31 protein-coding genes are annotated in these 24,077 nt (G+C 61.4%); 15 read left to right on the top strand and 16 right to left on the bottom strand.

Annotated features, from left to right (window positions below):
- Window positions 1-86: 86 nt before the first annotated feature.
- Window positions 87-482, top strand: a complete 396-nt coding sequence (locus tag ACD590_RS17105; protein WP_018243239.1) for a DUF1236 domain-containing protein — start codon at window positions 87-89, stop codon at window positions 480-482.
- On the opposite strand, the gene ACD590_RS17110 is transcribed toward ACD590_RS17105, so the two are convergent.
- The 6 genes from ACD590_RS17110 to ACD590_RS17135 all read right to left on the bottom strand — a co-directional run bounded on the left by ACD590_RS17110 (window position 483) and on the right by ACD590_RS17135 (window position 5,410).
- A complete protein-coding gene (locus tag ACD590_RS17110) occupies window positions 483-719 on the bottom strand; it encodes a hypothetical protein (protein ID WP_018243240.1) in 237 nt (78 codons plus the stop codon).
- 98 nt (window positions 720-817) lie between these two features.
- Window positions 818-2,353, bottom strand: coding sequence for a winged helix-turn-helix domain-containing tetratricopeptide repeat protein (locus ACD590_RS17115; RefSeq protein ID WP_439020937.1), 1,536 nt, complete (start codon window positions 2,351-2,353; stop codon window positions 818-820).
- Between the two features lie 104 nt (window positions 2,354-2,457).
- Entirely contained in the window at window positions 2,458-3,501 is a 1,044-nt protein-coding gene (locus tag ACD590_RS17120; RefSeq protein WP_018073767.1) for a Gfo/Idh/MocA family protein, read from the bottom strand.
- 9 nt (window positions 3,502-3,510) lie between these two features.
- The gene (locus tag ACD590_RS17125; protein WP_018243242.1) at window positions 3,511-4,296 is read right to left on the bottom strand and encodes a ThuA domain-containing protein; all 786 of its coding nucleotides are present in this window, start codon (window positions 4,294-4,296) and stop codon (window positions 3,511-3,513) included.
- Between the two features lie 191 nt (window positions 4,297-4,487).
- Entirely contained in the window at window positions 4,488-4,829 is a 342-nt protein-coding gene (locus ACD590_RS17130) for an SMR family transporter (RefSeq protein ID WP_018243243.1), read from the bottom strand.
- Between the two features lie 17 nt (window positions 4,830-4,846).
- On the bottom strand, window positions 4,847-5,410 hold the full coding sequence (locus ACD590_RS17135; protein ID WP_130652917.1) for a TetR/AcrR family transcriptional regulator: 564 nt from the start codon (window positions 5,408-5,410) through the stop codon (window positions 4,847-4,849).
- 166 nt (window positions 5,411-5,576) lie between these two features.
- Here ACD590_RS17135 and ACD590_RS17140 point away from each other — a divergent pair, with 166 nt between their 5' ends.
- Together ACD590_RS17140 and ACD590_RS17145 are read left to right on the top strand one after the other, a co-directional pair.
- Window positions 5,577-5,987 (top strand): group II truncated hemoglobin, encoded by a 411-nt coding sequence (locus tag ACD590_RS17140; RefSeq protein WP_439003552.1) that lies wholly within the window; start codon window positions 5,577-5,579, stop codon window positions 5,985-5,987.
- Entirely contained in the window at window positions 5,984-6,355 is a 372-nt protein-coding gene (locus ACD590_RS17145; protein WP_439003077.1) for a DUF423 domain-containing protein, read from the top strand. The genes ACD590_RS17140 and ACD590_RS17145 overlap by 4 nt, the downstream gene beginning before the upstream one ends.
- Before the next feature lie 96 nt (window positions 6,356-6,451).
- Here the strand turns inward: ACD590_RS17145 and ACD590_RS17150 are convergent, their stop codons facing one another.
- From ACD590_RS17150 to ACD590_RS17175, 6 genes are all read right to left on the bottom strand, one after another.
- Window positions 6,452-6,823: a bleomycin resistance protein gene (locus tag ACD590_RS17150; RefSeq protein WP_222284053.1), complete on the bottom strand. Its 372-nt coding sequence runs from the start codon at window positions 6,821-6,823 to the stop codon at window positions 6,452-6,454.
- Window positions 6,820-7,134: an antibiotic biosynthesis monooxygenase family protein gene (locus ACD590_RS17155; protein WP_017994942.1), complete on the bottom strand. Its 315-nt coding sequence runs from the start codon at window positions 7,132-7,134 to the stop codon at window positions 6,820-6,822. The genes ACD590_RS17150 and ACD590_RS17155 overlap by 4 nt, the downstream gene beginning before the upstream one ends.
- A 9-nt stretch (window positions 7,135-7,143) precedes the next feature.
- Entirely contained in the window at window positions 7,144-7,416 is a 273-nt protein-coding gene (locus ACD590_RS17160; protein ID WP_028733298.1) for a hypothetical protein, read from the bottom strand.
- Window positions 7,413-7,820: a DUF2325 domain-containing protein gene (locus ACD590_RS17165; protein ID WP_018243248.1), complete on the bottom strand. Its 408-nt coding sequence runs from the start codon at window positions 7,818-7,820 to the stop codon at window positions 7,413-7,415. Before ACD590_RS17165 ends, ACD590_RS17160 begins: the two co-directional genes overlap by 4 nt.
- 107 nt (window positions 7,821-7,927) lie before the next feature.
- Window positions 7,928-9,268 carry a TonB family protein gene (locus tag ACD590_RS17170; RefSeq protein WP_439003078.1) on the bottom strand — a complete coding sequence of 447 codons (1,341 nt, stop codon included), beginning with the start codon at window positions 9,266-9,268 and terminating at the stop codon, window positions 7,928-7,930.
- A 55-nt stretch (window positions 9,269-9,323) separates the two neighbouring features.
- The gene (locus ACD590_RS17175) at window positions 9,324-9,746 is read right to left on the bottom strand and encodes a hypothetical protein (protein WP_047619083.1); all 423 of its coding nucleotides are present in this window, start codon (window positions 9,744-9,746) and stop codon (window positions 9,324-9,326) included.
- Window positions 9,747-9,923: 177 nt separating this feature from the next.
- Here ACD590_RS17175 and hemP point away from each other — a divergent pair, with 177 nt between their 5' ends.
- From hemP to ACD590_RS17210, 7 genes are all read left to right on the top strand, one after another.
- Window positions 9,924-10,106 carry a hemin uptake protein HemP gene (hemP, locus tag ACD590_RS17180; RefSeq protein WP_012758649.1) on the top strand — a complete coding sequence of 61 codons (183 nt, stop codon included), beginning with the start codon at window positions 9,924-9,926 and terminating at the stop codon, window positions 10,104-10,106.
- Window positions 10,107-10,114: 8 nt separating this feature from the next.
- A complete protein-coding gene (locus ACD590_RS17185; protein ID WP_439003079.1) occupies window positions 10,115-11,164 on the top strand; it encodes a hemin-degrading factor in 1,050 nt (349 codons plus the stop codon).
- Window positions 11,165-11,175: 11 nt separating this feature from the next.
- Window positions 11,176-12,105 carry a heme/hemin ABC transporter substrate-binding protein gene (locus ACD590_RS17190; RefSeq protein ID WP_439003080.1) on the top strand — a complete coding sequence of 310 codons (930 nt, stop codon included), beginning with the start codon at window positions 11,176-11,178 and terminating at the stop codon, window positions 12,103-12,105.
- Window positions 12,106-12,107: 2 nt separating this feature from the next.
- Complete coding sequence (locus ACD590_RS17195; protein ID WP_439003081.1) at window positions 12,108-13,220, top strand: FecCD family ABC transporter permease; 1,113 nt, start codon at window positions 12,108-12,110, stop codon at window positions 13,218-13,220.
- Window positions 13,221-13,256: 36 nt separating this feature from the next.
- Window positions 13,257-14,051 (top strand): heme ABC transporter ATP-binding protein, encoded by a 795-nt coding sequence (locus ACD590_RS17200; protein WP_439003082.1) that lies wholly within the window; start codon window positions 13,257-13,259, stop codon window positions 14,049-14,051.
- Between the two features lie 147 nt (window positions 14,052-14,198).
- Window positions 14,199-14,543, top strand: a complete 345-nt coding sequence (locus ACD590_RS17205; protein ID WP_018243255.1) for a DUF883 family protein — start codon at window positions 14,199-14,201, stop codon at window positions 14,541-14,543.
- Between the two features lie 9 nt (window positions 14,544-14,552).
- Window positions 14,553-14,954, top strand: coding sequence for a hypothetical protein (locus ACD590_RS17210; RefSeq protein ID WP_047618870.1), 402 nt, complete (start codon window positions 14,553-14,555; stop codon window positions 14,952-14,954).
- Between the two features lie 251 nt (window positions 14,955-15,205).
- On the opposite strand, the gene ACD590_RS17215 is transcribed toward ACD590_RS17210, so the two are convergent.
- Window positions 15,206-15,763: an RNA polymerase sigma factor gene (locus ACD590_RS17215; protein ID WP_003542247.1), complete on the bottom strand. Its 558-nt coding sequence runs from the start codon at window positions 15,761-15,763 to the stop codon at window positions 15,206-15,208.
- A 10-nt stretch (window positions 15,764-15,773) separates the two neighbouring features.
- Window positions 15,774-15,980, bottom strand: coding sequence for a NepR family anti-sigma factor (locus ACD590_RS17220; protein WP_024319398.1), 207 nt, complete (start codon window positions 15,978-15,980; stop codon window positions 15,774-15,776).
- A 256-nt stretch (window positions 15,981-16,236) separates the two neighbouring features.
- Between ACD590_RS17220 and ACD590_RS17225 the strand changes: the two genes are divergently transcribed.
- The 4 genes from ACD590_RS17225 (at window position 16,237) to preA (ending at window position 21,317) form a co-directional block, all read left to right on the top strand.
- Entirely contained in the window at window positions 16,237-17,031 is a 795-nt protein-coding gene (locus ACD590_RS17225; protein ID WP_018243259.1) for a response regulator, read from the top strand.
- 193 nt (window positions 17,032-17,224) lie between these two features.
- Window positions 17,225-18,220, top strand: a complete 996-nt coding sequence (locus tag ACD590_RS17230) for a sensor histidine kinase (RefSeq protein ID WP_439003553.1) — start codon at window positions 17,225-17,227, stop codon at window positions 18,218-18,220.
- 406 nt (window positions 18,221-18,626) lie between these two features.
- Window positions 18,627-19,988 (top strand): NAD(P)-dependent oxidoreductase, encoded by a 1,362-nt coding sequence (locus tag ACD590_RS17235; RefSeq protein ID WP_018243261.1) that lies wholly within the window; start codon window positions 18,627-18,629, stop codon window positions 19,986-19,988.
- 15 nt (window positions 19,989-20,003) lie between these two features.
- Window positions 20,004-21,317: an NAD-dependent dihydropyrimidine dehydrogenase subunit PreA gene (gene preA, locus ACD590_RS17240; protein ID WP_439003083.1), complete on the top strand. Its 1,314-nt coding sequence runs from the start codon at window positions 20,004-20,006 to the stop codon at window positions 21,315-21,317.
- Between the two features lie 77 nt (window positions 21,318-21,394).
- Here preA and ftrA read toward each other — a convergent pair whose 3' ends face one another.
- Window positions 21,395-22,396, bottom strand: a complete 1,002-nt coding sequence (ftrA, locus tag ACD590_RS17245) for a transcriptional regulator FtrA (protein ID WP_439003084.1) — start codon at window positions 22,394-22,396, stop codon at window positions 21,395-21,397.
- Window positions 22,397-22,466: 70 nt separating this feature from the next.
- Here ftrA and ACD590_RS17250 point away from each other — a divergent pair, with 70 nt between their 5' ends.
- Entirely contained in the window at window positions 22,467-22,877 is a 411-nt protein-coding gene (locus ACD590_RS17250) for a rhodanese-like domain-containing protein (RefSeq protein WP_018243264.1), read from the top strand.
- A gap of 113 nt (window positions 22,878-22,990) precedes the next feature.
- Here ACD590_RS17250 and ACD590_RS17255 read toward each other — a convergent pair whose 3' ends face one another.
- Window positions 22,991-24,013: a zinc-dependent alcohol dehydrogenase family protein gene (locus tag ACD590_RS17255; protein ID WP_439003085.1), complete on the bottom strand. Its 1,023-nt coding sequence runs from the start codon at window positions 24,011-24,013 to the stop codon at window positions 22,991-22,993.
- Between the last annotated feature and the right edge of the window lie 64 nt (window positions 24,014-24,077).

Here is a 24,077-nt window from a genome sequence, read left to right on the forward strand (position 1 = left end):
GCCTTCCAAAGCGTGACTCTCTCCTGCTGGAACCTCGGATTGGCGTGGTCGTTACCCAAACGCAACCCCAGCAAAGGAGAAGCAAAATGTACAAGGTCCTACTTGTCTCCAGCGCCCTTGCGCTGTCGTCACTTGCAACCAATGCGCTCGCTGATGGAGCCGTGACCGGTGCAGCCGGTGGTGCCATCACCGGCGCAATCGTCGGCGGCCCCGTGGGTGCTGCCATTGGCGGCGTGGCCGGTGGTGTCGCCGGTGCCGTTGTCGATCCGCCGCCGCGCGAGGTCGTTACCTATGTCCAGCAGCAGCCGGCCCCGACCGCCTCCGTGGTAGTCCAGGAACCGATCGTCGTTGGCAAGCCGCTTCCGGCAGACGTCGTCGTGACGCCGGTGCCTGACAATCCGAAATATGCCTACACGGTCATCAACAATCAACGCGTGATTGTCGAACCCCGCAGCCACCGTGTGGTGCAGGTCATAGAATAATCAGGCAACCGAAGCCGCCTGTTGCGGCTCGGCAACTTCCGGCCCCGCTTCGGCGGGGCCTTTTTTCGTGCGCTTGCGCCACCTGCCGATCAGCGAGAACAGAACGACAAGGTGCCGTGGCAACTTGGAGCCTTTCCTAGGAAAGGCTCCAAACCCCTGTGGCAGCGCCTCTATCGGAATTCGGTCGCCGTAAAGCTTGCCCTGTTTGAGCGACAGAATATGCATGCTGGAAAGCATGAGCCGATCCTCCATCCTGATTGATGGGATCAGCGTGGCCGAAGCGACGGGGCTGGGTCTTTAAAGTCCGACTAAAAGCTGCAAAAACTTGCAAAAGCCTATAGCCGCGGCCGCATCCCGGCGCGCGCCAGTCCTTCCAGAACCGGCGCAAAACGCAGCGGATCCTTGGCCGGCTGACCCGCCAGAATGCCTTCCAGCGTCACATCAGGTGCCATCGCCTCGAGCGCATGGAGGAACTGGCGCGCCTGCTCCATATTGCCGAGATTCGCATGTGCGGCGATCAACATCCAGTAGGTCGGGTCGAAATGGGCATTGAGCGCCAGCGAACGAGAGGCGTATGAAATTGCCGCCTCGTAATTGCCGCGAAAGATTTCGGCCATGGCAATGCCCGTCAGCGAAAAACGCGCATCCGGATCGCGGGGTCCCAATTTCACGGCGCGATGCAGTCTCTCGAGCGCATGTTCGATATCGCCGCAGTGCAAGGCCGCAATGCCGGAGCAGGCCGCGACCAGAAGATCGTTGGGATTGGCGGCAGCGGCGGCCTCCAGGACGGCCATGCCACCTTCGTAATCCTTGCCCGTCTGCAGCAATGCCATGCCGCAATGGGCCATCACGCGGGGATCGCCGGCCGAATGCTGAAGCCCGCGACGGGCAAGGCTGATGCATTCCGCCTTATCGTCCGTCCCGAGCCGCGGCCAACCCATGGTAATGCGATGTTCGAGCGCCCATGCGGCATGGGAAAGCAGCATCGCATTTTCCGGCTCCATGGCGAGCGCTTCCTGCAGCAAGGCATAGGCGGCGGCATTACTTTCGATCGACTCGTCGATGATCGCGGCAAGCGCACGCAGATAGAGATCGTAAACTGCCGGACTGTTCGGCCGGTCACGTCGTGACCTCTGGATTTCGGCGATCTCGATCGCCGGCTCAACGATCGAGGCGACGCGTTCGGTGATATGGTCCTGGAAGGCGAAGATGTGGCTGATGCCGTCTTCAAAATGATCGGCCCAGAGATTGGTCGCGGTCACGCCGTCGACCAGCTGCACATTGATACGCACCTGCCCGCCTTCCCGCCGGATGCTGCCTTCGAGCACGTAGCGTACTCCGAGCTCCGCCGCCAGCTGTCGCACATCGATGCTGCGTCCCTTGTAAATAAAGGCGGAATGGCGCGAGACGACCGAAAAGGAGCGGAAGCGCGCAAGGGCGGTGATGATCTCCGTCACCACGCCATCGGCAAAATAATCCTGGTCGACATCGCCACCGAGATTGACGAAGGGAAGAACCGCGACGGAAGGCGGCTGCGGCGCCACGGGCGCCATCCCGGCATCGTCCCGGCACGGCAGGCGATAACCGACCCTGGGAACTGTGACGATCCACTCCGTGCCATCGGGTCTTGCGCCGAGAAGCTTTCTGAGCGTGGCAATCTGAACCGTGAGGTTGCCTTCCTCCACGGCAAGCCCCGGCCAGGCCCGCTCCATCAGATCCGCCTTGGTGACGACGCAGCCCTCAGCCTCCAGCAGCAAACCGAGCAGAGCTGCCGGCCGTGGTCCCGTCGCAATGGACTTCCCTTCCCGCCACAGGCTTCCTGTCACGGGATCGTAAAGGAACGGACCAAAGGAAAGCGTCGAGCTGCCCATGCAGAAGCATAGCGTCAAAATCTCGCAAACGAAAAGCGGATCAACGCGCCGATGCGCTGGATAAGCTGCCGTCGGATGAACGGCGGCCTATCCAGCGGACAGGATCAGACCTTCAGCTCGCGCCGCTCGCGCTCGGTCACCATCGCAAGATCGAGCACCTTCTGCAGGTTGGCGGCGTGGCGGAAGTTCGGATCCGGCTGGATGCCGCTTGCCACGGCCTCGGCAAAACGCTCGTAGTTGGTCGCCACCGGTTCAACCTCGATCTTCGTCCAGGTGGCGGTTTCGACATCCTCGCCGAGGCAGCCATGCAGCTCGGAACCGCTGGGACGATGGATGACCTCAAGGCTGCCCCTTTCGCCATAAATCCGCAGCTTCAACTCGTTCAGATGCCCTGTCGCCCAACGGCTGGCATGGATGACGCCGAGTGCACCATTGGCGAAATCGACAGACATGGTGAAGCTGTCATTGGCATCCAGCAGATATTCGCCGATCTGGCCGCCCGGCGCCTTGTTAAAGGTCTTCAGCCGCGCAAAGACGTGGTCGATGTCGGTCGCCGCACCATAGGCGGCGAAATCGAGGATATGGATGCCGACATCGCCGAGCACGCCGTTCGAGCCATGGCCGGTGGAAAGCCGCCACAGCCAGGTCGATTCTGTGCGCCAGTCGCCCCAGGCGCGCGACACGAGCCAACTCTGGAGATAGGAGGCTTCCACGTGCCTGATCGTGCCGAGCTCGCCGGCGAGCACCATCTCACGGGCGCGCTGTAGCGGCGCGACGTTTCGATAAGTCAGGTTGACCATGTTGATGACGCCGGCTTTTTCGGCCGCCTCCGTCATCTCCAGCGCCTTCGCATAGTTCTCCGCCAGCGGTTTTTCGCAGAAGACGTGCTTGCCGGCGGCAATCAGAGCCATCGTCGTCGGGTGATGGATGCGGTCGGGCGTCACGTTCGTCGCCGCATCGAATTCACCCCAGGCGATCGCCTCCTCCAGTGAAAGAAACCGCTTTTCGATGTTGAACTTGTCGGCGAAGGCCGAAAGCCGCTCGGGATCGGTGTCGACGGCACCGACCACAGTCACGCCGTCGATAAGGGGGAAGCGGGCGAGCTGGTTTTTCGCCATCACCCCGGTGCCAAGAACGAGTAGTCGCATGGATGCTCCTCAGCGGTAACCGGCTTCGCCGGCCTGGTGCAGTTTCGGGCCGCGTTCGACGATCGGCTCCAGTGCTTTTTCTACCGGGACATTTGGAGCGTCGGTGATACCAGTCAACGCCCCCTCAGGGTTATAGGCCCACTTCACGCCGTTGATCAGCACCTTCTGGACATTGACGTCGTGATAAGTCGGATAGGTCTCGTGACCGGGGCGGAAATAGAAGATATTGCCGGCGCCACGGCGCCAGGTCAGGCCCGAGCGGAACACTTCGCCGCCCTGGAACCAGGAGATGAACACCGTTTCGAGCGGCTCCGGCACCGAGAACTGCTCGCCGTACATTTCTTCGTTCTCGAGCTCGAAATGCTCGCCGATGCCTGCTGCGATCGGATGGCGCTGATTGATTGTCCACAGACGCTCGCGTTCACCCGCCTCGCGCCATTTCAGCGCGCAGGGCGTACCCATCAGCCGCTTGAAGATCTTGGAGAAATGCCCCGAATGCAGCACGAGCAGGCCCATGCCTTCCCAGACGCGCTTGGCAACACGCTCGACGACGACGTCGGAGACCGCGCCGTGATCCTTGTGGCCCCACCAGGTCAGCACGTCGGTTTCGGCAAGGCGGGCTTCGCTGAGGCCGTGTTCCGGCTCCTGCAGCGTCGCTGTCGTCGCCGAGATATCGGAATCGGTATTCAACGCGTTGGCGATCGTCGTGTGCATGCCTTCGGGATAAATATCCCGGACGATGGCATTGGTATTCTCGTGGATATTCTCTCCCCAGACGACGGTGCGAATGGCCATGATGTGCTCCTGTAGAACCTGGAAGTATCGATAGGCGGGAAGGCAGGATTCAAAGCGCTTTGGAAAATGGCGCTGGCTGCGCCTCGTCTCCTCCACGTCCAAAGAACACATAGACCTTTGTCAGTATTTTGACAAAGGGGAAAATTTACCGGCCTGAGGCGGAGAAACGGCCTGCAAATATCACAGCAATATCAATGCGAAACGGATTTCGAGAATAGATTGACGACCACAACGCCCGATATGATCAGCCCGAGTCCCACGACTGCCGGCAGGTCGAGGCGCTGCTTGAAGAAAACCAGACCGACCGAGGAAATCAGCACGATTCCCAAAGCGCTCCAAATCGCATAGGCGATACCGACGGGGATACTTTTCAGCGTCAGCGACAGGCAATAGAAGGCAGCCGCATAACAGGCGACGACGAGTGCCGTCGGCCCGATGCGGGTGAACTGCTGCGATAGCTGCAGCGCGGTCGTGCCAATGACTTCGAGCACGATGGCTGCAAACAGCAGCCCGTAGACGGCGGCCTGGCTCATGGCGAATCCCTTTCGAATTACTTGCCGGTCAGTTCGACAAGGCGATCGATGAGATCCCGCCTCAGAACGCCGTTGATATCATGGCTTTCCAACGTATCTGCGAACCAAAGTCCGTCGGCGGCGAAACGCACGACTTGTGCGTCGAGGGAGGAATCGGTGCCGATATATTCCTCCGACCGCGCCTGTACCCATTGGCGCCAGCGAAGACGCAACCGGGGTTCGGCAAGAAGCGCGATCGTCACCTGCGTCCAATTCCTGGAATCGTCGGGACGATCCTTGAGACCGGATACCGCCCTGAGATAGGCGCGGGTGAAGCGGCCCTGCGGCAGCGGATCGCCGCGCATCAGTTCCTCTATATCGGCATCGAACTTTTCGAGCAGGCTCTCGAACAAGGCGTCGAGCAGCGCATTCTTCGTCGGGAAGTGATGCAGCAGCCCGCCCTTGCTGACGCTGGACGCGGCGGAAACCGCATCGAGCGTGACGGCGGCCATGCCTTCATTCGCGGCAAGGCGCGCGGCGACCTCCAGCAACTGCTGGCGCACGAGGACGGGCTGCTTCTTGCGATGATGAGCGTTCGACATGCAAATTAAAAGATACCGTCCGGACGGTTTTGTCAAGGAGAATCGGCCACAACCCCTGCCGTGCCTGCATTATGCGCGAAATGCCGCGGCACCTTGATGACAGTTGCGATCATTTTCCGCCCGGTGCATGAAGGGCCTGGGGATTAGGATGGCATGGGATGGTTTCGTGACGGAGAAGGTCACCACACTCTATCAGGCGGTCGGCGGCGATCCTGTCGTACAGGCGCTGACGCACCGCTTCTATGAGCTGATGGACACGCTGCCGGAGGCGAGAAACGTGCGCGCCGTGCATCCGCCGAGCCTTACCGGCAGTGAAGAGAAATTCTACGAATATATGAGCGGTTATCTCGGCGGCCCGCCGCTCTATACCGATAAGCGCGGCCATCCGCGCCTGCGCAGCCGCCATTTCGTCGCCGAGATCGGCCCTGTCGAACGCGACGAATGGCTGCTCTGCTTCCGCCGCGCCCTGGACGAGACGATCGCAAGCCAAGCGCTGCGCGATCTCATCTGGGCGCCGGTGGAACGACTCGCCTACCATATGCAGAACAGGGCGCCTGACCACAAGGAACAACCATGAGCTTGAACGCGCGTCTGGAACCGGTGCTCTATCTCTTTGCCGGCCTGTTCGGCGTAGCCGGCGTGGCGCTTGCCGCCCTTGCTGCCCATGGCGGCGGCGAGGCCAATCTTGCGGCATCCGCATCTGCCATGTGCCTTGCCCACGCCCCTGCCCTGCTGGCATTGGCTCTCGGCAACACCAGGCTCAGAACCGCCTGGCTGGCCGGTTTCCTGTTGATTGTCGGAACGCTGCTTTTTGCGGGCGATCTCGTCACCCTGCGCTTTACCGGCTCCGGCCTCTTCCCCTATGCCGCGCCGACCGGCGGCTGGGCGATGATGCTCGGCTGGCTGGCCGTTGCGGCAGGCGCTGTCTTCCGCGCCAAGGCATAGAGCATTTCCGTTTTTCCCCGAGCGAGGGAATTTCTCTATGTTTTGTTTTCTCGCAATCCGGACCCAAAACCGCTGCGCACTTTTGCTGGAGTTGCTCTAGTCACGCGGCTGCGGCACACGGCCGAAGCGCAGCAGATTGCCGTGCGGATCATGGATGTAGAACTCCTCCATGTTCCATGGCCGCACCTCCATATTGCTCAGGCGCTCGACGCCTTTTTCGCGATATTCCGCGTGGAGGGCGCCGATGCCGCCGCCTCGGAGATAGACGGAGCTGTTCTGGCAAAGCGTGGCATCCTGCGTCCGCCAGAAATGCAGCTCCATGTCGTCGCGCCGCAGGACGAGATAGTCCGCCGCCCGATAGACGATCTCGGTAAAGCCGAGCGCATCGCGGTAGAAGGCAAGCGTCTCATCGATATCCAGCGACGGCAGGACCGGCAGAACCTCGATGCGATCCGGCCCTTCGTTCATATGCCGTCGACGACGTTGAAGCCTTCGAAGACTGGCGGTCCCTTGTAGATCGCCTTGTGATCGCCGGCATTGCGGTGCGCTGCACGAAAGCTCTCGGACTTCGTCCAGTTCTGAAAATCCGCCTCGCTTTTCCAGACCGTGTGCGAGGAATAGAGCGTGTAGCCTTCCTCGTCGTTGACCTTGCCGCGCAGCAGGCGGAATTCGACGAAACCGGGCACCTCGGGCAGGCTGGAATCGCGATTGCGCCAGACCGTCTCGAAATCGCCTTCGCTCCCGGTTGCAACCTTGAAGCGGTTCATTGCGATATACATGAAATCTCCTTACGCCTTCCTCTTGCCCGCCCTTGCCGCACGCGAGGGAAAGGCGAGAACATTATCGCCGTTTGCCGCCGCCGGGCCAAGCGGTCTTGTTGCCGCCTCTCCGGGCATGCGCGCTTCCCAGGTCGGAAAGAACATCACATTCTGGTAGATCTGCTGGCGTTCGGCATGCTGCTGGAAAAGCTCGTAGAGTTCGGGCACGAGGCCCTCGCCTGTCTGCGCGGCAAGCTTGTGCAGGCCGATCATGGTGAAGCCGTCGGGGCGCTGGTCGTTCATCGGGAATTGTCTCGTTCGTTCATCGTCTGCAGCGCACGCTCCAGGCTGGACTTGCTGCCGTTGCGAAGCGGGATGAAGGCCTTGCCGAACTTCTTGCAGCCGGTCTTCACGCGCAGGCAGGCATCGTGGCTGATACAGTCGATCGGGCAGAACACGCAGTCGACCGAGGGAAGGACGGTATCGATGCGCGAAACCGCTTCGCGTAAGCCGCCGTCGTGATGAATGAGCTCGGCGCCGAAATTGCTGCAGATCTGGCGAAGATGCGCCACCTGGCAGTCACGGCCGCCGACATAGAGGAAACTGCGGCCATCCAGTTTGGATCGCCCAAGGGATGCCTGACCGGCGTCCTCGCCCGCGCTGTCGCGGACCTCCCGGTTCGAACCCTTCTTGCCCTTGCGAGCCATATACCACCCGTTCGCTCGTTGATCGTCACACGATTCCTGCGTGTGCGAGCGGACCTTATTAAACTTGATTTTTAGAGTAAAGTATAAAGTTGATTATTTTTATCATATTATCTAGTGACCTGAACTTCCTGGGTGAAAGTCCAGCTAGGCTTACCCCACTCCGAGGGTAGCGGCGGAAACGGCGCCGCGCGCCGCACACCATCCAGAACAGCTTTATCCAACTCTGCAATACCCGAACTGCGAGCAACAGAAACCGACGCTACCCTGCCTGTTCCGTTAATCGTCAATTGAATCCTTACCGTCATACCGTCGCTCTTGTTTTTGTATTCATCAGGCACGCGAACAGCACGACGGATCCGCTTCTGTATCTTACCAGGGTAGTTGGCTACGGCAGCACTTCCCATACCATCAGTTCCGCCTGTCGTAGTTGACGAGCCGTCAGTTTGCGGCCCGTCCTGGCCGTTGACCACGCCCCTCGTCGAGTCCTCACGATCTGAGCCCTCTTCCCCACCAGCAGGCTTGGCCCTCTTCTGAGACTGTTTCTTTTCAACCGGTTTCGTTTTTTCAGCCTTCGGCTTCGGTTTTGGCACCGGCTTGTCTTCAGGTTCCGGCGACACTTCGACAGTCTCGACAGGCTTTACTTCTTCCGGCGGAACTGCGGTGGGCTGGACAGCCGTTGGCACTACTTCTTCCGGTACTGTTGCCTGCGCAATATCAGGCGTGGGCTGTTCGGGCACAGCCGTTGCCATCGGCTGAGCGACGAAAGATTCTGCAGGGCTCTCGGAGACAAGCACCTCTGGCTCGGCGGCAACAACGGCCTCAGGGGAAACCCGCGTAACTTCCTGCACCGACTGAACGGTCTCCATCGTTTCAGTTTCGACCGGCTGGGCCTGCTCCGGCGGCACGGTCGTGGCATCTAGTTCGGTGGCCTCCTCCGATTGAACTGTATCCGGCTCAACCTCCTCCGAGGCAACTTGCTCGGGCTGGCGCTCTAACTCTGGATCGCCGGCCGATGTCTGGTCAACGTCAGAGTCGCCATACACGACGACGCTGACAGCCTCACCAGCATCTTCAATCGCTTCGTTCGGCGGCGTCGGCATGAACACGCTAAGAGCAACCACCAGACCTGCATGAAAAAAGAACGAACCAATACAAGTCAGCGCCATCCGTCGCCGCACCGGCTTCTTCTCGTCCTCCTGCTTTTCCACCGCCGCATCCATCGGCGGCGCAGGAACGGAGGCTATCGGCTCGGCTTCCGGATGATCGGGAAAGGAGGGTATCTGCGCGAAACGCGCATAGTGGACCACAGCCTCGCCGGCCGGCTGCCGCTGCACATTGCGCAGGTCGGAAAGCTCGTGGCCGGGATGCATGTTATTGTCGTTCAGACTGTCAGCGTCCGGCTCCGCGATGAGCACCTGTCTCGATCTGGACTTCGCTGAAATTGCCATTTGTATGCCTCGGACAGTCTGACCATGCCCGCCGGGATTCATTCCCGGCGTATTCTTAGCCCTCGAAGGGAACGGAAATCTGTGAACGGGTGACGAGACCCTTCATGCATTCGCCCGTCGCCGGGCCGTCGCAGACCGGCGTGTCGTTGATGATGATGCGCGTGACCGTTTCGCACTTCACATTCGGCATATCGAACTGGCGCACGCGCTTCTTGCCCTGCGGCAGATCGCGGAAATCGAGCACGGTGATGCGGTCGACGGCATTCTTGTCGTTGAAGAAAGCGAGCTCGAAGGAGATCTTGTTGATCGGCGCCTGAAGATTGTTCTCGGCGACGAAGGTCATCATGCAGCCCTTTTGCGACGGCGCCAAAGCGTTGAGTTCGACATCCAGCTTGGCGGTTGCCGCATCCTGCGCCTGGCATACGCTTGAAACCGCCATCACCATGCCGGCTGCAACAGCCGCAAACCTAACCGTCATCAATCTTCTCCGCCATTGTCGCGAACCGCCGCCAGGCGGCTTCATATCAGCAATCTCAAAAACTTGACTATATTAGTCTCCTATTGCGTCTTTAAAAAACTATGAGTAAGAAAGTCAAGATAATTGTCATCACAACCGGGGACCCTGATCACCGGTCTCACGGAATTGCCAACTGAAATGATGGTTGAAAAGCCAGATAACTTTAAGCACGTGCCGCTGCAGAGCGAGCCTGCGGCGCAGCACCGGATCGTCGAAAGCGCGGATCTCTTCCGCGGCACGAACGAGATCATGATTAGACACGACGGCTTGGTCTATCGCCTGAAGATCACCCGTCAGGGCAAGCTCATTCTCAATAAGTAGGGTAGGACATGACCGAACAGACAAGACCGGCGCCAGCCGAAATCCGTGCGTTTCGCGCCGAGAATCCGAAAATGCGCGAGCGCGATATCGCCGCGCAGCTGAAGATTTCCGAGGCAGCCCTCGTCGCCGCCGAAACCGGCATCAGCGTGACCCGCATCGATGGCAGCGCACTGAAGCTTCTCGAACGCGTGGCCGGCCTCGGCGAAGTGATGGCGCTGTCGCGCAACGAAAGTGCCGTGCACGAGAAGATCGGTGTCTTCGAAAACATCAAGAGCGGTGCGCAGGCCGCGATCGTTCTCGGCGAGAATATCGACCTGCGCATCTTCCCGAGCCGCTGGGAGCATGGTTTCGCCGTATCCAAGAAGGATGGCGACCAGGAGCGCCTCAGCCTGCAATATTTCGACAAAACAGGCAACGCCGTGCACAAGGTGCACCTGCGCCCGAGCTCGAATGTCGAGGCCTATCACGCGATCGTCGCCGAGTTGAAGCTGGAAGACCAATCGCAGGAATTTGTCGAGGCTGAAACCTCGAACGCCGCCGATGAGACCACCGACGTCAGCCGCGACGAACTGCGCGACAACTGGAGCAAGCTCACCGATACGCATCAGTTCTTCGGCATGCTGAAGCGCCTGAAGATCGGCCGCCAGGCGGCGGTGCGCACTGTCGGCGACGACTATGCCTGGAGGCTCGACAACAGCGCAACGGCAGACATGATGCATGCCTCTGTGAAATCTGGCCTGCCGATCATGTGCTTTGTCGCCAATGACGGCATCGTCCAGATCCATTCCGGCCCGATCTTCAACGTGCAGTCGATGGGCCCGTGGATCAATATCATGGACCCGACTTTCCACCTGCATCTGCGCCAAGATCACATCGCCGAGACCTGGGCCGTGCGCAAGCCGACCACGGATGGACACGTCACCTCGCTGGAGGCTTACAACGCAGAAGGCGAGATGATCATCCAGTTCTTCGGCAAGCGGCAGGAAGGTTCCGACGAACGCGCCGCGTGGCGCGAGATCATGGAAAGCCTGCCGCGGGCAGCAAGCGTGGCCGCATAAGGATCGCAACGATGACGATGCGTAACAATCTGCGCCGGATCCGCCCTTGGGAACTGGCCCTGACGGCGGCCGTCATGGCGCTGCCACTGATCTCGACGGCGCGCCCAATCGAAGGCTTCGCCTTCGTCCGCGCCGCCCACGCTGAAGAAAAGAAGCTCGACACCTCGCGCCTGGTTTCGGTCGGCGGCGACATCACCGAGATCGTCTATGCGCTCGGCGAAGAAAGCCGGCTGATTGCCCGCGACATGACGAGCATGTATCCGGAGGCGGCGTTGAAGCTGCCCAACGTCGGTTACATGCGCGCGCTCTCGCCGGAAGGCATCCTCGCCATGAACCCGACGGCGATCATCGCCGTCGAAGGTTCAGGCCCGCAGGAGGCGCTGACCGTGCTGAAGAATGCCAGCGTGCCCTTCGAAACCGTGCCGAGCGCCTTTACCCGCGACGGTATCATCGCCAAGATCGACCGTGTCGGCACGCTGCTTGGCGTGCCCGACAAGGCGAAGGCACTTGAAGAAAAGGTCGCGGCCGATCTCGATGCGGCGATCGCCGATGCGGAAAAGCGCCCGGAGACCGAGCGCAAGCGCGTTCTCTTCATCCTCAGCGCCCAGAACGGCCGGATCATGGCATCGGGCACCGGCACGGCCGCCGATGGGATCGTCAAGCTCGCCGGCGCCATCAACGCCGTCGGCGCATTCCCGGGCTATAAGCCGCTGACGGACGAGGCGATCATCGAAGCCAAGCCCGACATCATCCTGATGATGAACCGCGGCGATGGCGCCGGTACCAAGAACGAGGATCTGCTGGCTCAGCCGGCGATCGCGCTGACGCCGGCTGGCGAGAAAAAAGCGATCATCCGAATGGACGGCGTCTACCTGCTCGGCTTCGGCCCGCGCACCGCAGCCGCCGCGCGGGAGCTCAACACGGCGATCTACGGGGGCTGATCATGGCCCTGCCGCAAGCCATGACGGAACGAAGGCGACCATTCCCGATGGCGGACATCGGCGAAATCAGGCAGGCGGGCGACAGGACGCGGCTCGCCTTGCTGGCGATCGCGCTGCTCGTCGCCGGCTCGGTCTTTTCGATGCTGTTTTCCGTGACGACAGGCGCCTCGGATGCCTCGATCCTTGACGTCATCAGCAACATGGCCGGCTCTGAGACGGCGCTCAGCACGCGTGACCGGATCATCATCTTCGATATCCGCCTGCCCAGGGCGATCCTCGGCTTCCTGATCGGCGCCTCGCTGGCCGTCTCCGGCACGGTGATGCAGGGCCTGTTCCGCAATCCGCTGGCCGATCCCGGCCTGGTCGGAGTCTCCTCCGGCGCAAGCCTCGGCGCGGTCGCCATGATCGTGCTCGGCGGCGGCCTTGCAGCTCCGCTCCAGGCTCTTCTCGGCATCTACGCTCTGCCGGCGGCCGCCTTCGGCGGCGGCCTCGTCACGACGCTACTGCTCTACAGGATCGCCACCCGTCATGGCCAGACCTCGGTGGCGACAATGCTGCTTGCCGGCATCGCGCTCGGTGCGCTCGCCCTCGCCGTAACAGGCTTGCTGATCTACATGGCCAACGACCAGCAGCTGCGCGACTTGACCTTCTGGAGCATGGGCTCGCTTGCCGGCGCCACATGGACGAAGATCGCTGCCGCCAGCCCGATCATCCTCTTGTCCTTCACCGCCCTGCCCTTCATGGCCCGCGGCCTCAATGCCATCACGCTCGGCGAGGCGGCCGCCTTTCATATGGGCGTGCCGGTGCAGCGGCTGAAGAATGTCGCGATCGTCGGCGTCGCCGCGGCGACCGGCGCGTCCGTCGCCGTCAGCGGCGGTATCGGTTTCGTCGGGATCGTCGTGCCGCATATCCTGCGTATGGCGATCGGCCCCGACCATCGTTTCCTGCTGCCGGCCGCAGCACTGCTCGGCGGCTCTCTGCTGATCTTCGCGGATGTCCTGGCGCGCACCCTGGTTGCCCCGGCCGAGCTGCCGATCGGCATCATCACCGCGGCGGTCGGCGGCCCGTTCTTCCTATGGATCCTGCTGAGGCAGCGTTCGCGCCTTGCCCTGTGAGTGACCCCGGTGAGTGACCCCGTGAGTGACATTTAGATGATCGAAGTTTCCGGCGTCTCCGTGCGCCTTTCCGGCAAGACCATCATCAGCGACGTCGCCTTCACGGCAAAGGCCGGCGAACTGACGGCGATTGCCGGGCCGAACGGCTCCGGCAAGACGACGACGATGAAAGCCATCTCCGGCGAACTTGCCTATAGCGGCTCGGTGCGCATCGGCGGCGACGAGGTGAAGGGGCTGAAACCCTGGCAGCTTGCCGCCATTCGTGGTGTGCTGCCGCAGGCGAGCACCATCTCCTTTCCCTTTACCGTACGCGAGATCGTCCGCATGGGCCCGACATCAGGCCTCAACCTGCATCCCGACAAGGCCGAGCAGACGGCCGCCGCAGCACTAGCCTCCGTCGACTTGACCGGCTTCGAAGGCCGCTTCTATCAGGAGCTCTCCGGTGGCGAGCAGCAGCGTGTGCAGCTTGCCCGCGTGCTCTGCCAGATCGCCGAGCCCGTCGTCGACGGCAAGCCCTGCTGGCTGCTGCTCGACGAACCGGTCTCGAGCCTCGACATCAGCCACCAGCTGGCCATCATGACGCGCGCGCGCAATTTCTGCGAACGCGGCGGCGGTGTCATCGCCGTCATGCACGATCTCAATCTGACGGCGCTCTTTGCCGACCGCATCGTGCTGATGAAATCCGGCCGGCTCGCGGCCGCCGGCAGCATCGTTGAAGTGCTGACGGACGAAACGATGCTCTCGGTGTTCGGTTGCGCGCTGCGCATCAACCAGGTGCCGGCCGACGGCACGCCCTTCGTGCTCGCCCACAGTGCCGTTTCCCGCCCCTGAGCACTGCTCCGGCGGAACTTTTGATCGTCCGGCACGTTTTCGGCATGATCTGGGTCAATGCCGGGCGATATCATTCATGCAACGGACGGTGGTGACCCTCGTGCGAAACAGGCGGGCTTGCGCGCGCCCCAGCCAATGGAGACAGCCATGAGCTATTCTATCTTCCAGTCCGCCCGCAGCCGCCGCAACGGCACCTTCCACAATCTGGAATCCGGCATCGAGGAGCAGATCGAGGCGCTGCGCGACGAACTCGCAGAACTGACGCGCCTCGTCGGCAAGAGCTCGCGCCACCAAGGCGAGAAAATCCGCAGCCAGGCCGGCGCCGGTTACGAAGAACTGCTTGGCCGCAGCGAGGATCTGCTGCGCGAATTGCAGCACGGCTATGAGCGCGGCGCGACGGAAATGCGCGATACCGTACGCAAGCATCCGCTGGCAACCATCGGCGCCGCAGCCGCTTTCGGCCTTGCCATCGCCTTCCTCGCCCGGCGCTGAGGAAGCGCGATGCTGTTTTCGATCCTCAGCCTGCTGACGGGCGCAAGCGTGCACCGGACCGTTGCGCGCGCCAAGCGCAATGGCATCTTCATTGCGCTTGCCGTGCTCTTCCTTCTCACCGCCTACGCGCTGGCCGTCACCGCCGGCGCCATCTGGCTCGCCGGCATCTACGGCCCAGTCGGGGCTGCCCTCTTCCTGGCCGCCTGCGCGCTGCTGATCGCCATCATCGCCCTGGTCGCGATGTCGATCATCAACACCCGGGAAGCACGCCGCGCCCGTGAACGCCGTGCTGCGGTGGAATCGCTGGCAACGGTCGGGCTCGGCCTGATCCGCGCCCAGCCGCTCCTGACCGCCGGTGTTCTGGCAGCAATCGTCGCAGCCAATCTGGTGGGCTCGAAGCGCGACGATTGATTGAGGGACTCGCTCTATGCGTACTCGCTACGAAAATGGAGAGAGTGAACACTTTCCCCCTCACATACGAGCGGAAAATTAGGCAAGGACGCCATCTCACGCTCCCTCATCCTGTGCGTGTCACAGGAATGAGGGAGCGTGAGGTAGTTGCCTTGAACAGCTATCCACGACTTGGATACGCGCCCTTCTCCCAAAACAAAAAAGCCGGCGCCCCGAGGGGCGACCGGCTTTCCTCCCAAATATAACTGTTGTCAGAACGCGAAGGCCTTCGACGTTAGCGGCGCCGAGGTGGCGTCGGGGCCAAAATCAGCCTCGCCAGATATCTGCAGCAACTCCTGCAGCCGCTGGCGGGCCCGGTTGACGCGGCTCTTGATGGTGCCCACGGCACAGCCACAGATTTCGGCCGCCTCCTCGTAGGAAAAACCCGAGGCGCCGACGAGGATGATCGCCTCGCGTTGATCCGGCGGCAGCTGGTCGAGCGCCTTCTTGAAGTCCTGCAGATCGAGAGCGCCATATTGCGAGGGGTGCATCGCCATCGATTCAGTGAACAGCCCGTCGCTGTCCTGCACTTCGCGGCCGCTCTTGCGCATCTGGCTGTAGAGTTCGTTGCGCAGGATCGTAAAGAGCCAGGCCTTCATATTGGTGCCCATCTCGAAATGATCCTGTTTGGCCCAGGCTTTCATGATGGTGTCCTGGACGAGATCGTCGGCACGGTCGTGCCGCCCGATGAGCGAGATTGCGAAAGCGCGAAGACTTGGGAGTGCCGCCAGCAATTCCCGCTTGAAGCTGGGTTGCGATTTATCTTCCATGCGGGCGATCCTATTCGGCCATCTTGGCAGAAGCCATCATTTCAGCATGGTCGAGCTTTTCGAGAAGGTCGAGAAAACGATCGGGGATCGCCTCATCCTGTGCGGCCGCATAAAGCGACCTCAGCCTGACGCCGATCTGATTGTTCGGGTCCAAGATGTCGCTTGCCCGCAGCTCCAGCTTTCGCTGATCGGCTGCTTCTTTCTTGCGTGTAGTCATCAATTCGTCTTCTCGCCGGTTGTCTGTTCGCGGGGCGTGGATGGGATCAATCACAATTTCAACCATCGACATCGAACGTTCGATTGTCGATGTCGCTGGTATTTGCCGCTGCATGGGTCAAAACGCTACGCCCTTTCTTCGTCGGCTGGAATAATGCGGCGCGACGAAAAAAGTTCCTGCCATTCCGGAACTTTTTTACCAAGGCGGCGTTAACCGCTCATTGAAGCCAATGCCGGCCTGTATGCAGGAGCCATGAATGACACTTTCTACTCGGATTGCGCCGCACCTTCCTTATCTGCGCCGCTATTCCCGCGCCCTTACCGGCACTCAGACTTCGGGCGACGCTTACGTCGCCGCCGTTCTCGAAGCCATCATCGCCGATCTGTCGATTTTCCCGGATACGGCGAATGACCGGGTCGCACTCTACAAACTGTTCACGCAACTGTTTGGTTCCACCGCAGTCCAGATTCCAGAGCCGACCTCGCCCTATGCCTGGGAGCAACGCGCCACGCTAAACCTTGCCAAGGTTTCGCCGCGCGCCCGTCAGGCCTTCCTGCTCGCCTCCGTAGAGAATTTCCGCGTCGCTGAAATCGCCGAAATCCTGGAAACCGAAGAACAGGATGTCATGCATCTGCTCGACGTGGCGTCGCAGGAGATTTCCCGTCAGGTCGCAACCGATATCATGATCATCGAGGACGAACCGCTGATCGCCATGGATATCGAGCAGATGGTCGAGAGCCTCGGCCATCGCGTCACCGGCATTGCCCGTACGCATGCCGAGGCCGTGGCGCTCTACAACAAGACCAAGCCGAGCATGGTGCTGGCCGACATCCAGCTTGCCGACGGCAGCTCCGGTATCGACGCAGTCAACGACATCCTCAAGACGTCGAGCGTGCCGGTGATCTTCATCACAGCTTTCCCGGAACGGCTTCTGACCGGCGAGCGCCCGGAACCGACTTTCCTTGTCACCAAGCCCTTCAATCCCGACATGGTCAAGGCACTGATCAGCCAAGCGCTTTTCTTCAATGAATCGACCAGAGTAGCCGCCTGAGACGCAATTTTCCGGCCTTCGGAACCAAATCGCCAAAGCAGGCGTTCCGGTGCTACCGGGACGCTCCGGTGGCTTTAACGGTTTTTTGCAGCGCTTTGTTCTAAAGTTGGCAGGCGGTGTCTGTAAGGGCGCTCCCTTCAGCGACGTTCAAGATGTCACAAGGAAAGGCGGCCGCGTGAATACGACTGAACCATTGTCCGGCATGCCTTTCACCTTCGAAGGCAAAGCCGCAATGATGGAACGCGCGCTCGGCAGCGCCGGGATTTCGATCCTCTGCCAAGACGCCCGGCTGTCGATCTTCTACGCCGAAAATCTGCCGCCGCATTTCGCAGCGCTCTTTATGCCCGGCGGCAGCGACGCCGCCCTTTTCGGCGACTCCCATGGGCGATATCTGACCGCGCTGAAACACAAGGTGCTGGAAACCGGCATCCCCAACAATGCCGAAGTTGAGATCGACGTCGACGGCGAAAGGCGCACGTATGAACTGAAGATCCAGCGCACCGGCGAACGCGGCGCACATGGACTTCTGTCCGTCATGACTGAAGTCACCGAAAGCCGGCATCGCGAAAAAGTTCTGAAATCACTGCTGCGCGAACTCTCTCATCGCTCGAAAAACCTTCTCGCCATCATCCAGGGCATTGCCACGCAGACGGCGCGCAACACGCTCTCTCTCGACAGCTTCCTCCTCAAATTCCGCGGGCGGCTGCAATCACTTTCCAACTCGCAGGACCTGATCACGGATTCCAGCTGGCGCGGCGCCTACCTCTTCGAACTCGCCGAAAAGCAGTTCGCCCCCTATTGGCCGGAGACGGCCGGCTCCATGCCGATCTATGGCATCAACGCTCACCTGACACCGAATGCCGCCGTGCATCTCGGACTCGCCCTCCACGAACTCATCGTCAACTCCGCCTCCTTTGGCGCGATATCAGGCGGCGCCGCCTCCATCACGCTGAATTGCCGCGAAGCCATGATCAACGACAGGAAGGCAATCGAAGTCGCCTGGGCGGAAGTTCTGCACGATCAGTCGGAAGTCCACGAATTCAGCGACAACAGCTTCGGCCGCACCGTGCTGGAGCGTGTCGTGCCATCGTCGGTCAATGGCAAAGCGGAGTTGAACCTCGTTCCCGGCCGCATTGAATATCGTCTGACCATTCCGGAAACCGAATTCGAGATCTTCAAGCGAGTGTGAAAGCCCTGGAGACAATCGAGAACGAAAAACAGCCGGTGCGAGGGCGGCGCACCGGCTGTCTTCACTCACCGGGAGGGGACCGTGAGTACGTCCGGATAGTGGGTTGGGGGCGCGCATGTTGGGTCGATGCGATCACCATCCGGATATCGCAATAACGACGACATCAAACTTTGGTTCCCTGCCATCCGAAAAAAATTCGACTTTTTTGAATCTTTTTTCGGATGCCCTTCCCTCGGCGCGCGCTCAGCCATTTCACCGATGCAGACCGAACAAATTCTCCCAGCAAAAACAGCGGATTACTGGCGTGACGGCAAGAGAAAATCGTCAATATTTTACCGTTTGATAAATTTTTAAACCTGAGTTACGCTTCCCTCACAGGCCGTTTACCAATAATGAGGGAACTTCAATGGAACGACTGGAAACGGGGATTCATGCCGGCCGGCTTTCGCCCGCCGAGTATGAGGCTAATTTTTCCGATCTTCATCCGCGCCTCGACAATCACGAGGCGCTGGTCGCCGCCGACCGCTGTTATTTCTGTTATGACGCGCCGTGCATGACGGCCTGTCCCACCTCGATCGACATTCCGCTTTTCATCCGCCAGATTTCGACCGGCAATCCGATCGGCTCGGCAAAGACGATCTTCGACCAGAACATCCTCGGCGGCATGTGCGCCCGCGTCTGTCCCACCGAAGAACTCTGCGAACAGGCCTGTGTGCGCAACACGGCCGAGGAGCGGCCCGTCGAGATCGGTCGCCTGCAGCGTTATGCGACCGATGCCGCCATGCAGGCCGGCAAGCAGTTCTATGCCCGGGCCGAACCGACCGGAAAGACGATCGCCGTTGTCGGCGCAGGCCCAGCCGGCCTTGCCGCCGCCCATCGCCTGGCCGTCAAGGGCCATTCCGTCACTATCTATGATGCCAGGGAAAAATCCGGCGGCCTCAACGAATACGGCATCGCCACTTACAAGACCGTCGACGACTTCGCCCAGAAGGAAGTCGATTACGTCCTCTCGATCGGCGGCATCGAGGTCCGGCATGGGCAGCGTCTCGGCCGCGATTTCTCGCTTTCCGATCTGGAAGCGCAATATGATGGCGTCTTCCTCGGTATCGGCCTTGCCGGCGTCAACGCGCTGCGCATCGAGGGCGAGAACCTCGCAGGCGTCGACGACGCCGTCGATTTCATCGCGGCTCTCCGTCAGGCCGAAAACAAGAGCGAAATCGCCGTCGGCCGCCGCGTCGTCGTCCTTGGCGGCGGCATGACGGCGATCGACGCCGCCGTGCAGGCAAAGCTGCTCGGTGCCGAGGAGGTGACGATCTGTTACCGCCGTGGCAAGGAACACATGAACGCCTCCGAATTCGAGCAGGATCTGGCTAGCTCTAAGGGTGTCATCATCCGCCACTGGCTGGCGCCGAAATCGATCCTGTCACAGGACGGCAAAGTCGCCGCCATCGAGGTGGAATATACGAGGATTCTCGAAGGCCGCCTGGTCGGCACCGGCGAAACCGGTGTCATTGCCGCCGACCAGATCTTCAAGGCGATCGGTCAGACCTTTGACGCCTCTGGACTCGGTTCGTTGCGCATGGAATCCGGCCGCATCGCCGTCGATGGCGACGGCCATACCTCGCTCGACCGCGTCTGGGCGGGCGGCGACTGCGTCTTCGGCGGTGAAGATCTCACGGTTTCCGCCGTCGCCCACGGTCGCGACGCGGCTGAATCCATCCATCGTGCCCTGTCCGCAGCAGCCGCTCCGGCTGTCGCGGTTGCTTGAAGGGGAGAATGAACAATGGCTGATCTCCGCAATAATTTCGTCGGTATTAATTCCCCGAACCCGTTCTGGCTGGCGTCTGCGCCGCCGACCGACAAGGCCTACAATGTCGAGCGCGCCTTCAAGGCCGGCTGGGGCGGCGTGGTCTGGAAGACGCTGGGCGAGGAAGGCCCGCCCGTCGTCAACGTCAACGGCCCGCGCTACGGCGCGATCTGGGGCGCCGACCGCCGCCTACTCGGTCTGAACAATATCGAGCTCATCACCGACCGCGACCTCTACACCAACCTTCGCGAAATGAAGCAGGTGAAGATGAACTGGCCGGACCGGGCACTGATCGCCTCGATCATGGTGCCTTGCGAGGAGCAGGCCTGGAAGGCGATCCTACCCTTGGTCGAAGAGACCGGCGCCGACGGCATCGAGCTCAATTTCGGCTGTCCGCACGGCATGTCGGAGCGCGGCATGGGGTCGGCGGTCGGCCAGGTGCCGGAATATATCGAGATGGTCGTGCGCTGGTGCAAGCAGTACACCCGCATGCCCGTCATCACCAAGCTGACGCCCAACATCACCGATGTCCGCCGTCCCGCCCGCGCCGCCAAGGCCGGCGGCACCGATGCCGTGTCGCTGATCAACACGATCAATTCGATCGTCTCCGTCGATCTCGACAACTTCGCCCCCAACCCGACGGTCGGCGGCAAGGGCAGCCATGGTGGTTATTGCGGCCCGGCGGTAAAGCCGATCGCGCTCAACATGGTGGCCGAGATCGCCCGTGATCCCGAAACCTACGGCCTGCCGATCTCGGGCATCGGCGGCATCACCACATGGCGGGACGCGGCCGAATTCCTCGTACTCGGGGCCGGCAACGTTCAGGTCTGCACGGCGGCGATGACCTACGGCTTCAAGATCGTCCAGGAGATGATCACTGGCCTCTCCGACTGGATGGACGAAAAAGGCCATCGCAGCCTCGACGACATTACCGGGCGCGCCGTCCCCAACGTCACCGACTGGCAGTATCTGAACCTCAACTACATCGCCAAGGCGAAGATCGACCAGGACGCCTGCATCAAATGCGGCCGCTGCTACATCGCCTGCGAGGATACCTCGCACCAGGCGATCACCAACTTCGTCGATGGCGCGCGTCATTTCGAGGTGATGGACGAGGAATGCGTCGGCTGCAATCTCTGCGTCAGCGTCTGTCCGGTCGAGAACTGCATCACCATGGAACAGCTTCCCGCCGGCACTCTCGACAAGCGCACCGGCCGCGTCGTCGACCCCAACTACGCCAACTGGACGACGCACCCGAACAACCCGATGGCGCACCAGGCGGCGGAGTAAGGATCTGCAACGCCGCGGAAAAGATCGATCCGCGGCGTTGCAATTTTGCCGGCAACGTTCGAAAGCGTCAGGCCAGTCTACCCGCCGAATGACTTCCGATAGGCATTGGGACTCGTCCCCAGACGCCTGCGGAAATGATGGCGCATCGTCGCCAGTGTTCTGAAGCCGCTGGCGGCGGCGATATCGTCGAGCGAAACGGCAAGCTCCCTCTCCAGCAGATCGCGGGCATGCCGCAGCCGCTCCGTGAGCAGCCATTCGCCGACGCTGACACCCGTTGTCGCTTCGAAGCGCCGCTGGAAGGTGCGCATGCTCATGCCGGCTCTTTTGGCAAGCAGGCTGATCGGCTGGTCCTCGGACAGGCTTTCGCGCATCCATTCGATCAGCGGCCCCAAGCGGATGCCCTCGCGCTCCTCGGGAACCGGCGCGTGAATGAACTGCGCCTGTCCGCCTTCGCGGTGCGGCGGCACGACGAGCCGTCTTGCCACGCTGTTTGCAGCCTCCGAACCGAAATCGCCGCGCACCACATGCAGGCAAAGATCGATGCCGGCCGCACTGCCCGCCGCCGTCAGCAGGCTGCCTTCATCCATGTAGAGAACGTCGGCATCAAGCCTGATGTCGGGATAACGTGCGGCGATCGAGGCGACATAGCGCCAATGTGTCGTCGCCCTGCGGTTGGCAAGCAGCCCCGATCCGGCAAGAACCGCAACGCCCGAGCAGAGCGACATGATGCGCGCGCCGCGCTGATGCGCTGCCCTGAGCGCTGCGCCGAGTGGTGCCGGTACCGGCGCATCGATTGCCCGCCAGCCGGGCACGACGATCAGGTCCGCCTCATCGAGCACCTCCAGGCCCTTGTCGACCGCGACCGTCAGTCCTCCCGCAGCGCGAAGCGGCCCCGGCTCGATGGCGCAGACGGAGAAGCGATACCAATCCTCACCCATCTCCGGGCGCGGCAGGCCGAAGACCTCGTAGGCGATGCCGAATTCGAAGGTGCAGAGCCCGTCATAGGCAAGCGCTGCGACCAGCGGTCCTTTCGTCTGCTGTGGCGATGAGTTTGGCATGATCTTTACGCTGTCAGTCATGATGGCCAATTTCGCAAAGCTTTAGCATCGGCGATACCAGGCGGCAATTCGAACCCAAGAGGAAATCGCAATGCCAAGCCCTGTCGCAGAAATCCCCGCCGCCGCCGCTGAAATCGCCGCCGCCCATTTTGGAGCCAAGCTTGCCTTCGAGACCGATTGCTCCGATGTCCACGCCGCCTTTGCGTCGGGCAAGGTCGATTTCGTTCTGCTCGACGCGCGCTCGCCGACGCTCTTTGCACAGTCCCACGTTCCCGGCGCCCTCAACCTGCCGCATGGCAAGATGACTGCGCACCGCATGTCGGCCTGGCCCTCCGACACGCTTTTCGTCGTCTATTGCGCCGGCCCGCATTGCAACGGCGCGGATAAAGCCGCACTTCGCCTCTCCCGCCTCGGCCTGTCGGTGAAACTGATGATCGGCGGCATGACCGGCTGGGCCGATGAAGGCTTCGCCTTCGAAGAGGGCGTCCCCGCTGCCGCCTGATCAGCCTCCCTTCTCCGCCTACAGCGCCGCGTGTCTTTTCAGACGCGCGGCGCTGTAGCACTTTGAATTGCTGCATAATTTTATGCAGCAGGCAGAAGGGCAAATCGCGACCGTCAGAACTCGACGACCACCTTGCCGAAAGGCCCGCGATAGAGATGATCGAGCGCCTCAGGGAATTCGTCGAAGGCATAGCGCTTGTCGATCACGGGCTTCAGCCCGGTCTGGTCGATTGCCCGCACCAGGTCTTCGAGCGCACGGCGATGGCCGACAGAAATGCCCTGGACAACAGGCGCCTTGAGCAGCAGCGGGCCGGCTGGGCCGGAAACCTCGAACCCCTCGAGCACGCCGATAACGGAAATACGGCCATTGATCGCCACCGCCTTCAGCGCCTGGCCGAGATGCGGGCCGCCGACGATCTCAAGCACGTGATCGGCGCCATAGCCGCCGGTCAACTGATAGAGTTGCTCAACCCAGTCGCCCTCATGGCGGTTGATCACGTGATCTGCGCCGAGGGCAGCGGCGCGCCCGAGCTTCTCGGCGCTGCCTGATGTGATGAAGACCTCCGCGCCGTGCGCCTTGGCGATCTGCAGACCGAAGAGCGCCACGCCGCCGGTGCCTTGCACCAGCACCTTGTCGCCGGCCTTCAGACCGCCGCCTTCGATCAGTGCGAACCAGGCAGTCAGCCCGGCGCAGGGCAAGGTGCTTGCCTGCGCCGCATCGAGCGTCTCAGGCGCGCGTGAATACCATTCCTCCGACAGCACGGTATATTGCGAGAGCACGCCAGGATAGAAGCCGCCGCGTGTCTTGTAGGGTGGCGTGCGCGCATCGCCCAACCCGCGTCCGTCGATCCAGTCGGGCGAAAACGTCGAAATGACCCGGTCGCCCGGCTTGAAACGGCTGACTTCGGGTCCGACCGCCTCGACGACCCCCGCCATATCGGAAGCTGGTACGAAGGGAAATTGCAGCGGCAACCCCATGCCGCTCTCCAGCACCAGCCGGTCGCGGAAATTGAGCGAGACGGCTTCCGTCCGGACCAGAACTTTGTTTCCCGAAATCGGCTCGAGCCTCCGCTCGCCGATCGTCACCTGGCGCTCCGGTCCGATCGTGTCGATCTGCCATTGCCGTGTTGTCTGCATTGTCTTGCTCCTTGTCCATTGCAGGGAGCCGAAACCATATCGTTGAATATTTCGCACCAGTTGC

Origin of the sequence: Rhizobium sp. 862_C5_N1_2 (genome assembly GCF_051811205.1) — a bacterium.
Taxonomy (GTDB): Bacteria; Pseudomonadota; Alphaproteobacteria; order Rhizobiales; family Rhizobiaceae; genus Rhizobium; species Rhizobium leguminosarum.

What these genes read in the sequence shown, in the direction of transcription:
- ACD590_RS17130 (WP_018243243.1), bottom strand. Translation starts at nt 4,829, where the DNA reads ATGAGCCAGGCCGCCGTCTACGGGCTGCTGTTTGCAGCCATCGTGCTC.
- ACD590_RS17125 (WP_018243242.1), bottom strand. Translation starts at nt 4,296, where the DNA reads ATGGCCATTCGCACCGTCGTCTGGGGAGAGAATATCCACGAGAATACC.
- ACD590_RS17250 (WP_018243264.1), top strand. Translation starts at nt 22,467, where the DNA reads ATGCCAAGCCCTGTCGCAGAAATCCCCGCCGCCGCCGCTGAAATCGCC.
- ACD590_RS17185 (WP_439003079.1), top strand. Translation starts at nt 10,115, where the DNA reads ATGACCGAACAGACAAGACCGGCGCCAGCCGAAATCCGTGCGTTTCGC.
- ACD590_RS17160 (WP_028733298.1), bottom strand. Translation starts at nt 7,416, where the DNA reads ATGAACGACCAGCGCCCCGACGGCTTCACCATGATCGGCCTGCACAAG.
- ACD590_RS17165 (WP_018243248.1), bottom strand. Translation starts at nt 7,820, where the DNA reads ATGGCTCGCAAGGGCAAGAAGGGTTCGAACCGGGAGGTCCGCGACAGC.
- ACD590_RS17225 (WP_018243259.1), top strand. Translation starts at nt 16,237, where the DNA reads ATGACACTTTCTACTCGGATTGCGCCGCACCTTCCTTATCTGCGCCGC.
- ACD590_RS17150 (WP_222284053.1), bottom strand. Translation starts at nt 6,823, where the DNA reads ATGAACGAAGGGCCGGATCGCATCGAGGTTCTGCCGGTCCTGCCGTCG.
- ACD590_RS17205 (WP_018243255.1), top strand. Translation starts at nt 14,199, where the DNA reads ATGAGCTATTCTATCTTCCAGTCCGCCCGCAGCCGCCGCAACGGCACC.
- ACD590_RS17155 (WP_017994942.1), bottom strand. Translation starts at nt 7,134, where the DNA reads ATGTATATCGCAATGAACCGCTTCAAGGTTGCAACCGGGAGCGAAGGC.
- ACD590_RS17210 (WP_047618870.1), top strand. Translation starts at nt 14,553, where the DNA reads ATGCTGTTTTCGATCCTCAGCCTGCTGACGGGCGCAAGCGTGCACCGG.
- ACD590_RS17195 (WP_439003081.1), top strand. Translation starts at nt 12,108, where the DNA reads ATGGCCCTGCCGCAAGCCATGACGGAACGAAGGCGACCATTCCCGATG.
- ACD590_RS17215 (WP_003542247.1), bottom strand. Translation starts at nt 15,763, where the DNA reads ATGGAAGATAAATCGCAACCCAGCTTCAAGCGGGAATTGCTGGCGGCA.
- hemP (WP_012758649.1), top strand. Translation starts at nt 9,924, where the DNA reads ATGATGGTTGAAAAGCCAGATAACTTTAAGCACGTGCCGCTGCAGAGC.
- ACD590_RS17175 (WP_047619083.1), bottom strand. Translation starts at nt 9,746, where the DNA reads ATGACGGTTAGGTTTGCGGCTGTTGCAGCCGGCATGGTGATGGCGGTT.
- ACD590_RS17255 (WP_439003085.1), bottom strand. Translation starts at nt 24,013, where the DNA reads ATGCAGACAACACGGCAATGGCAGATCGACACGATCGGACCGGAGCGC.
- ACD590_RS17190 (WP_439003080.1), top strand. Translation starts at nt 11,176, where the DNA reads ATGACGATGCGTAACAATCTGCGCCGGATCCGCCCTTGGGAACTGGCC.
- preA (WP_439003083.1), top strand. Translation starts at nt 20,004, where the DNA reads ATGGCTGATCTCCGCAATAATTTCGTCGGTATTAATTCCCCGAACCCG.
- ftrA (WP_439003084.1), bottom strand. Translation starts at nt 22,396, where the DNA reads ATGACTGACAGCGTAAAGATCATGCCAAACTCATCGCCACAGCAGACG.
- ACD590_RS17200 (WP_439003082.1), top strand. Translation starts at nt 13,257, where the DNA reads ATGATCGAAGTTTCCGGCGTCTCCGTGCGCCTTTCCGGCAAGACCATC.
- ACD590_RS17170 (WP_439003078.1), bottom strand. Translation starts at nt 9,268, where the DNA reads ATGGCAATTTCAGCGAAGTCCAGATCGAGACAGGTGCTCATCGCGGAG.
- ACD590_RS17115 (WP_439020937.1), bottom strand. Translation starts at nt 2,353, where the DNA reads ATGGGCAGCTCGACGCTTTCCTTTGGTCCGTTCCTTTACGATCCCGTG.
- ACD590_RS17105 (WP_018243239.1), top strand. Translation starts at nt 87, where the DNA reads ATGTACAAGGTCCTACTTGTCTCCAGCGCCCTTGCGCTGTCGTCACTT.
- ACD590_RS17235 (WP_018243261.1), top strand. Translation starts at nt 18,627, where the DNA reads ATGGAACGACTGGAAACGGGGATTCATGCCGGCCGGCTTTCGCCCGCC.
- ACD590_RS17135 (WP_130652917.1), bottom strand. Translation starts at nt 5,410, where the DNA reads ATGTCGAACGCTCATCATCGCAAGAAGCAGCCCGTCCTCGTGCGCCAG.
- ACD590_RS17220 (WP_024319398.1), bottom strand. Translation starts at nt 15,980, where the DNA reads ATGACTACACGCAAGAAAGAAGCAGCCGATCAGCGAAAGCTGGAGCTG.
- ACD590_RS17110 (WP_018243240.1), bottom strand. Translation starts at nt 719, where the DNA reads ATGCTTTCCAGCATGCATATTCTGTCGCTCAAACAGGGCAAGCTTTAC.
- ACD590_RS17145 (WP_439003077.1), top strand. Translation starts at nt 5,984, where the DNA reads ATGAGCTTGAACGCGCGTCTGGAACCGGTGCTCTATCTCTTTGCCGGC.
- ACD590_RS17120 (WP_018073767.1), bottom strand. Translation starts at nt 3,501, where the DNA reads ATGCGACTACTCGTTCTTGGCACCGGGGTGATGGCGAAAAACCAGCTC.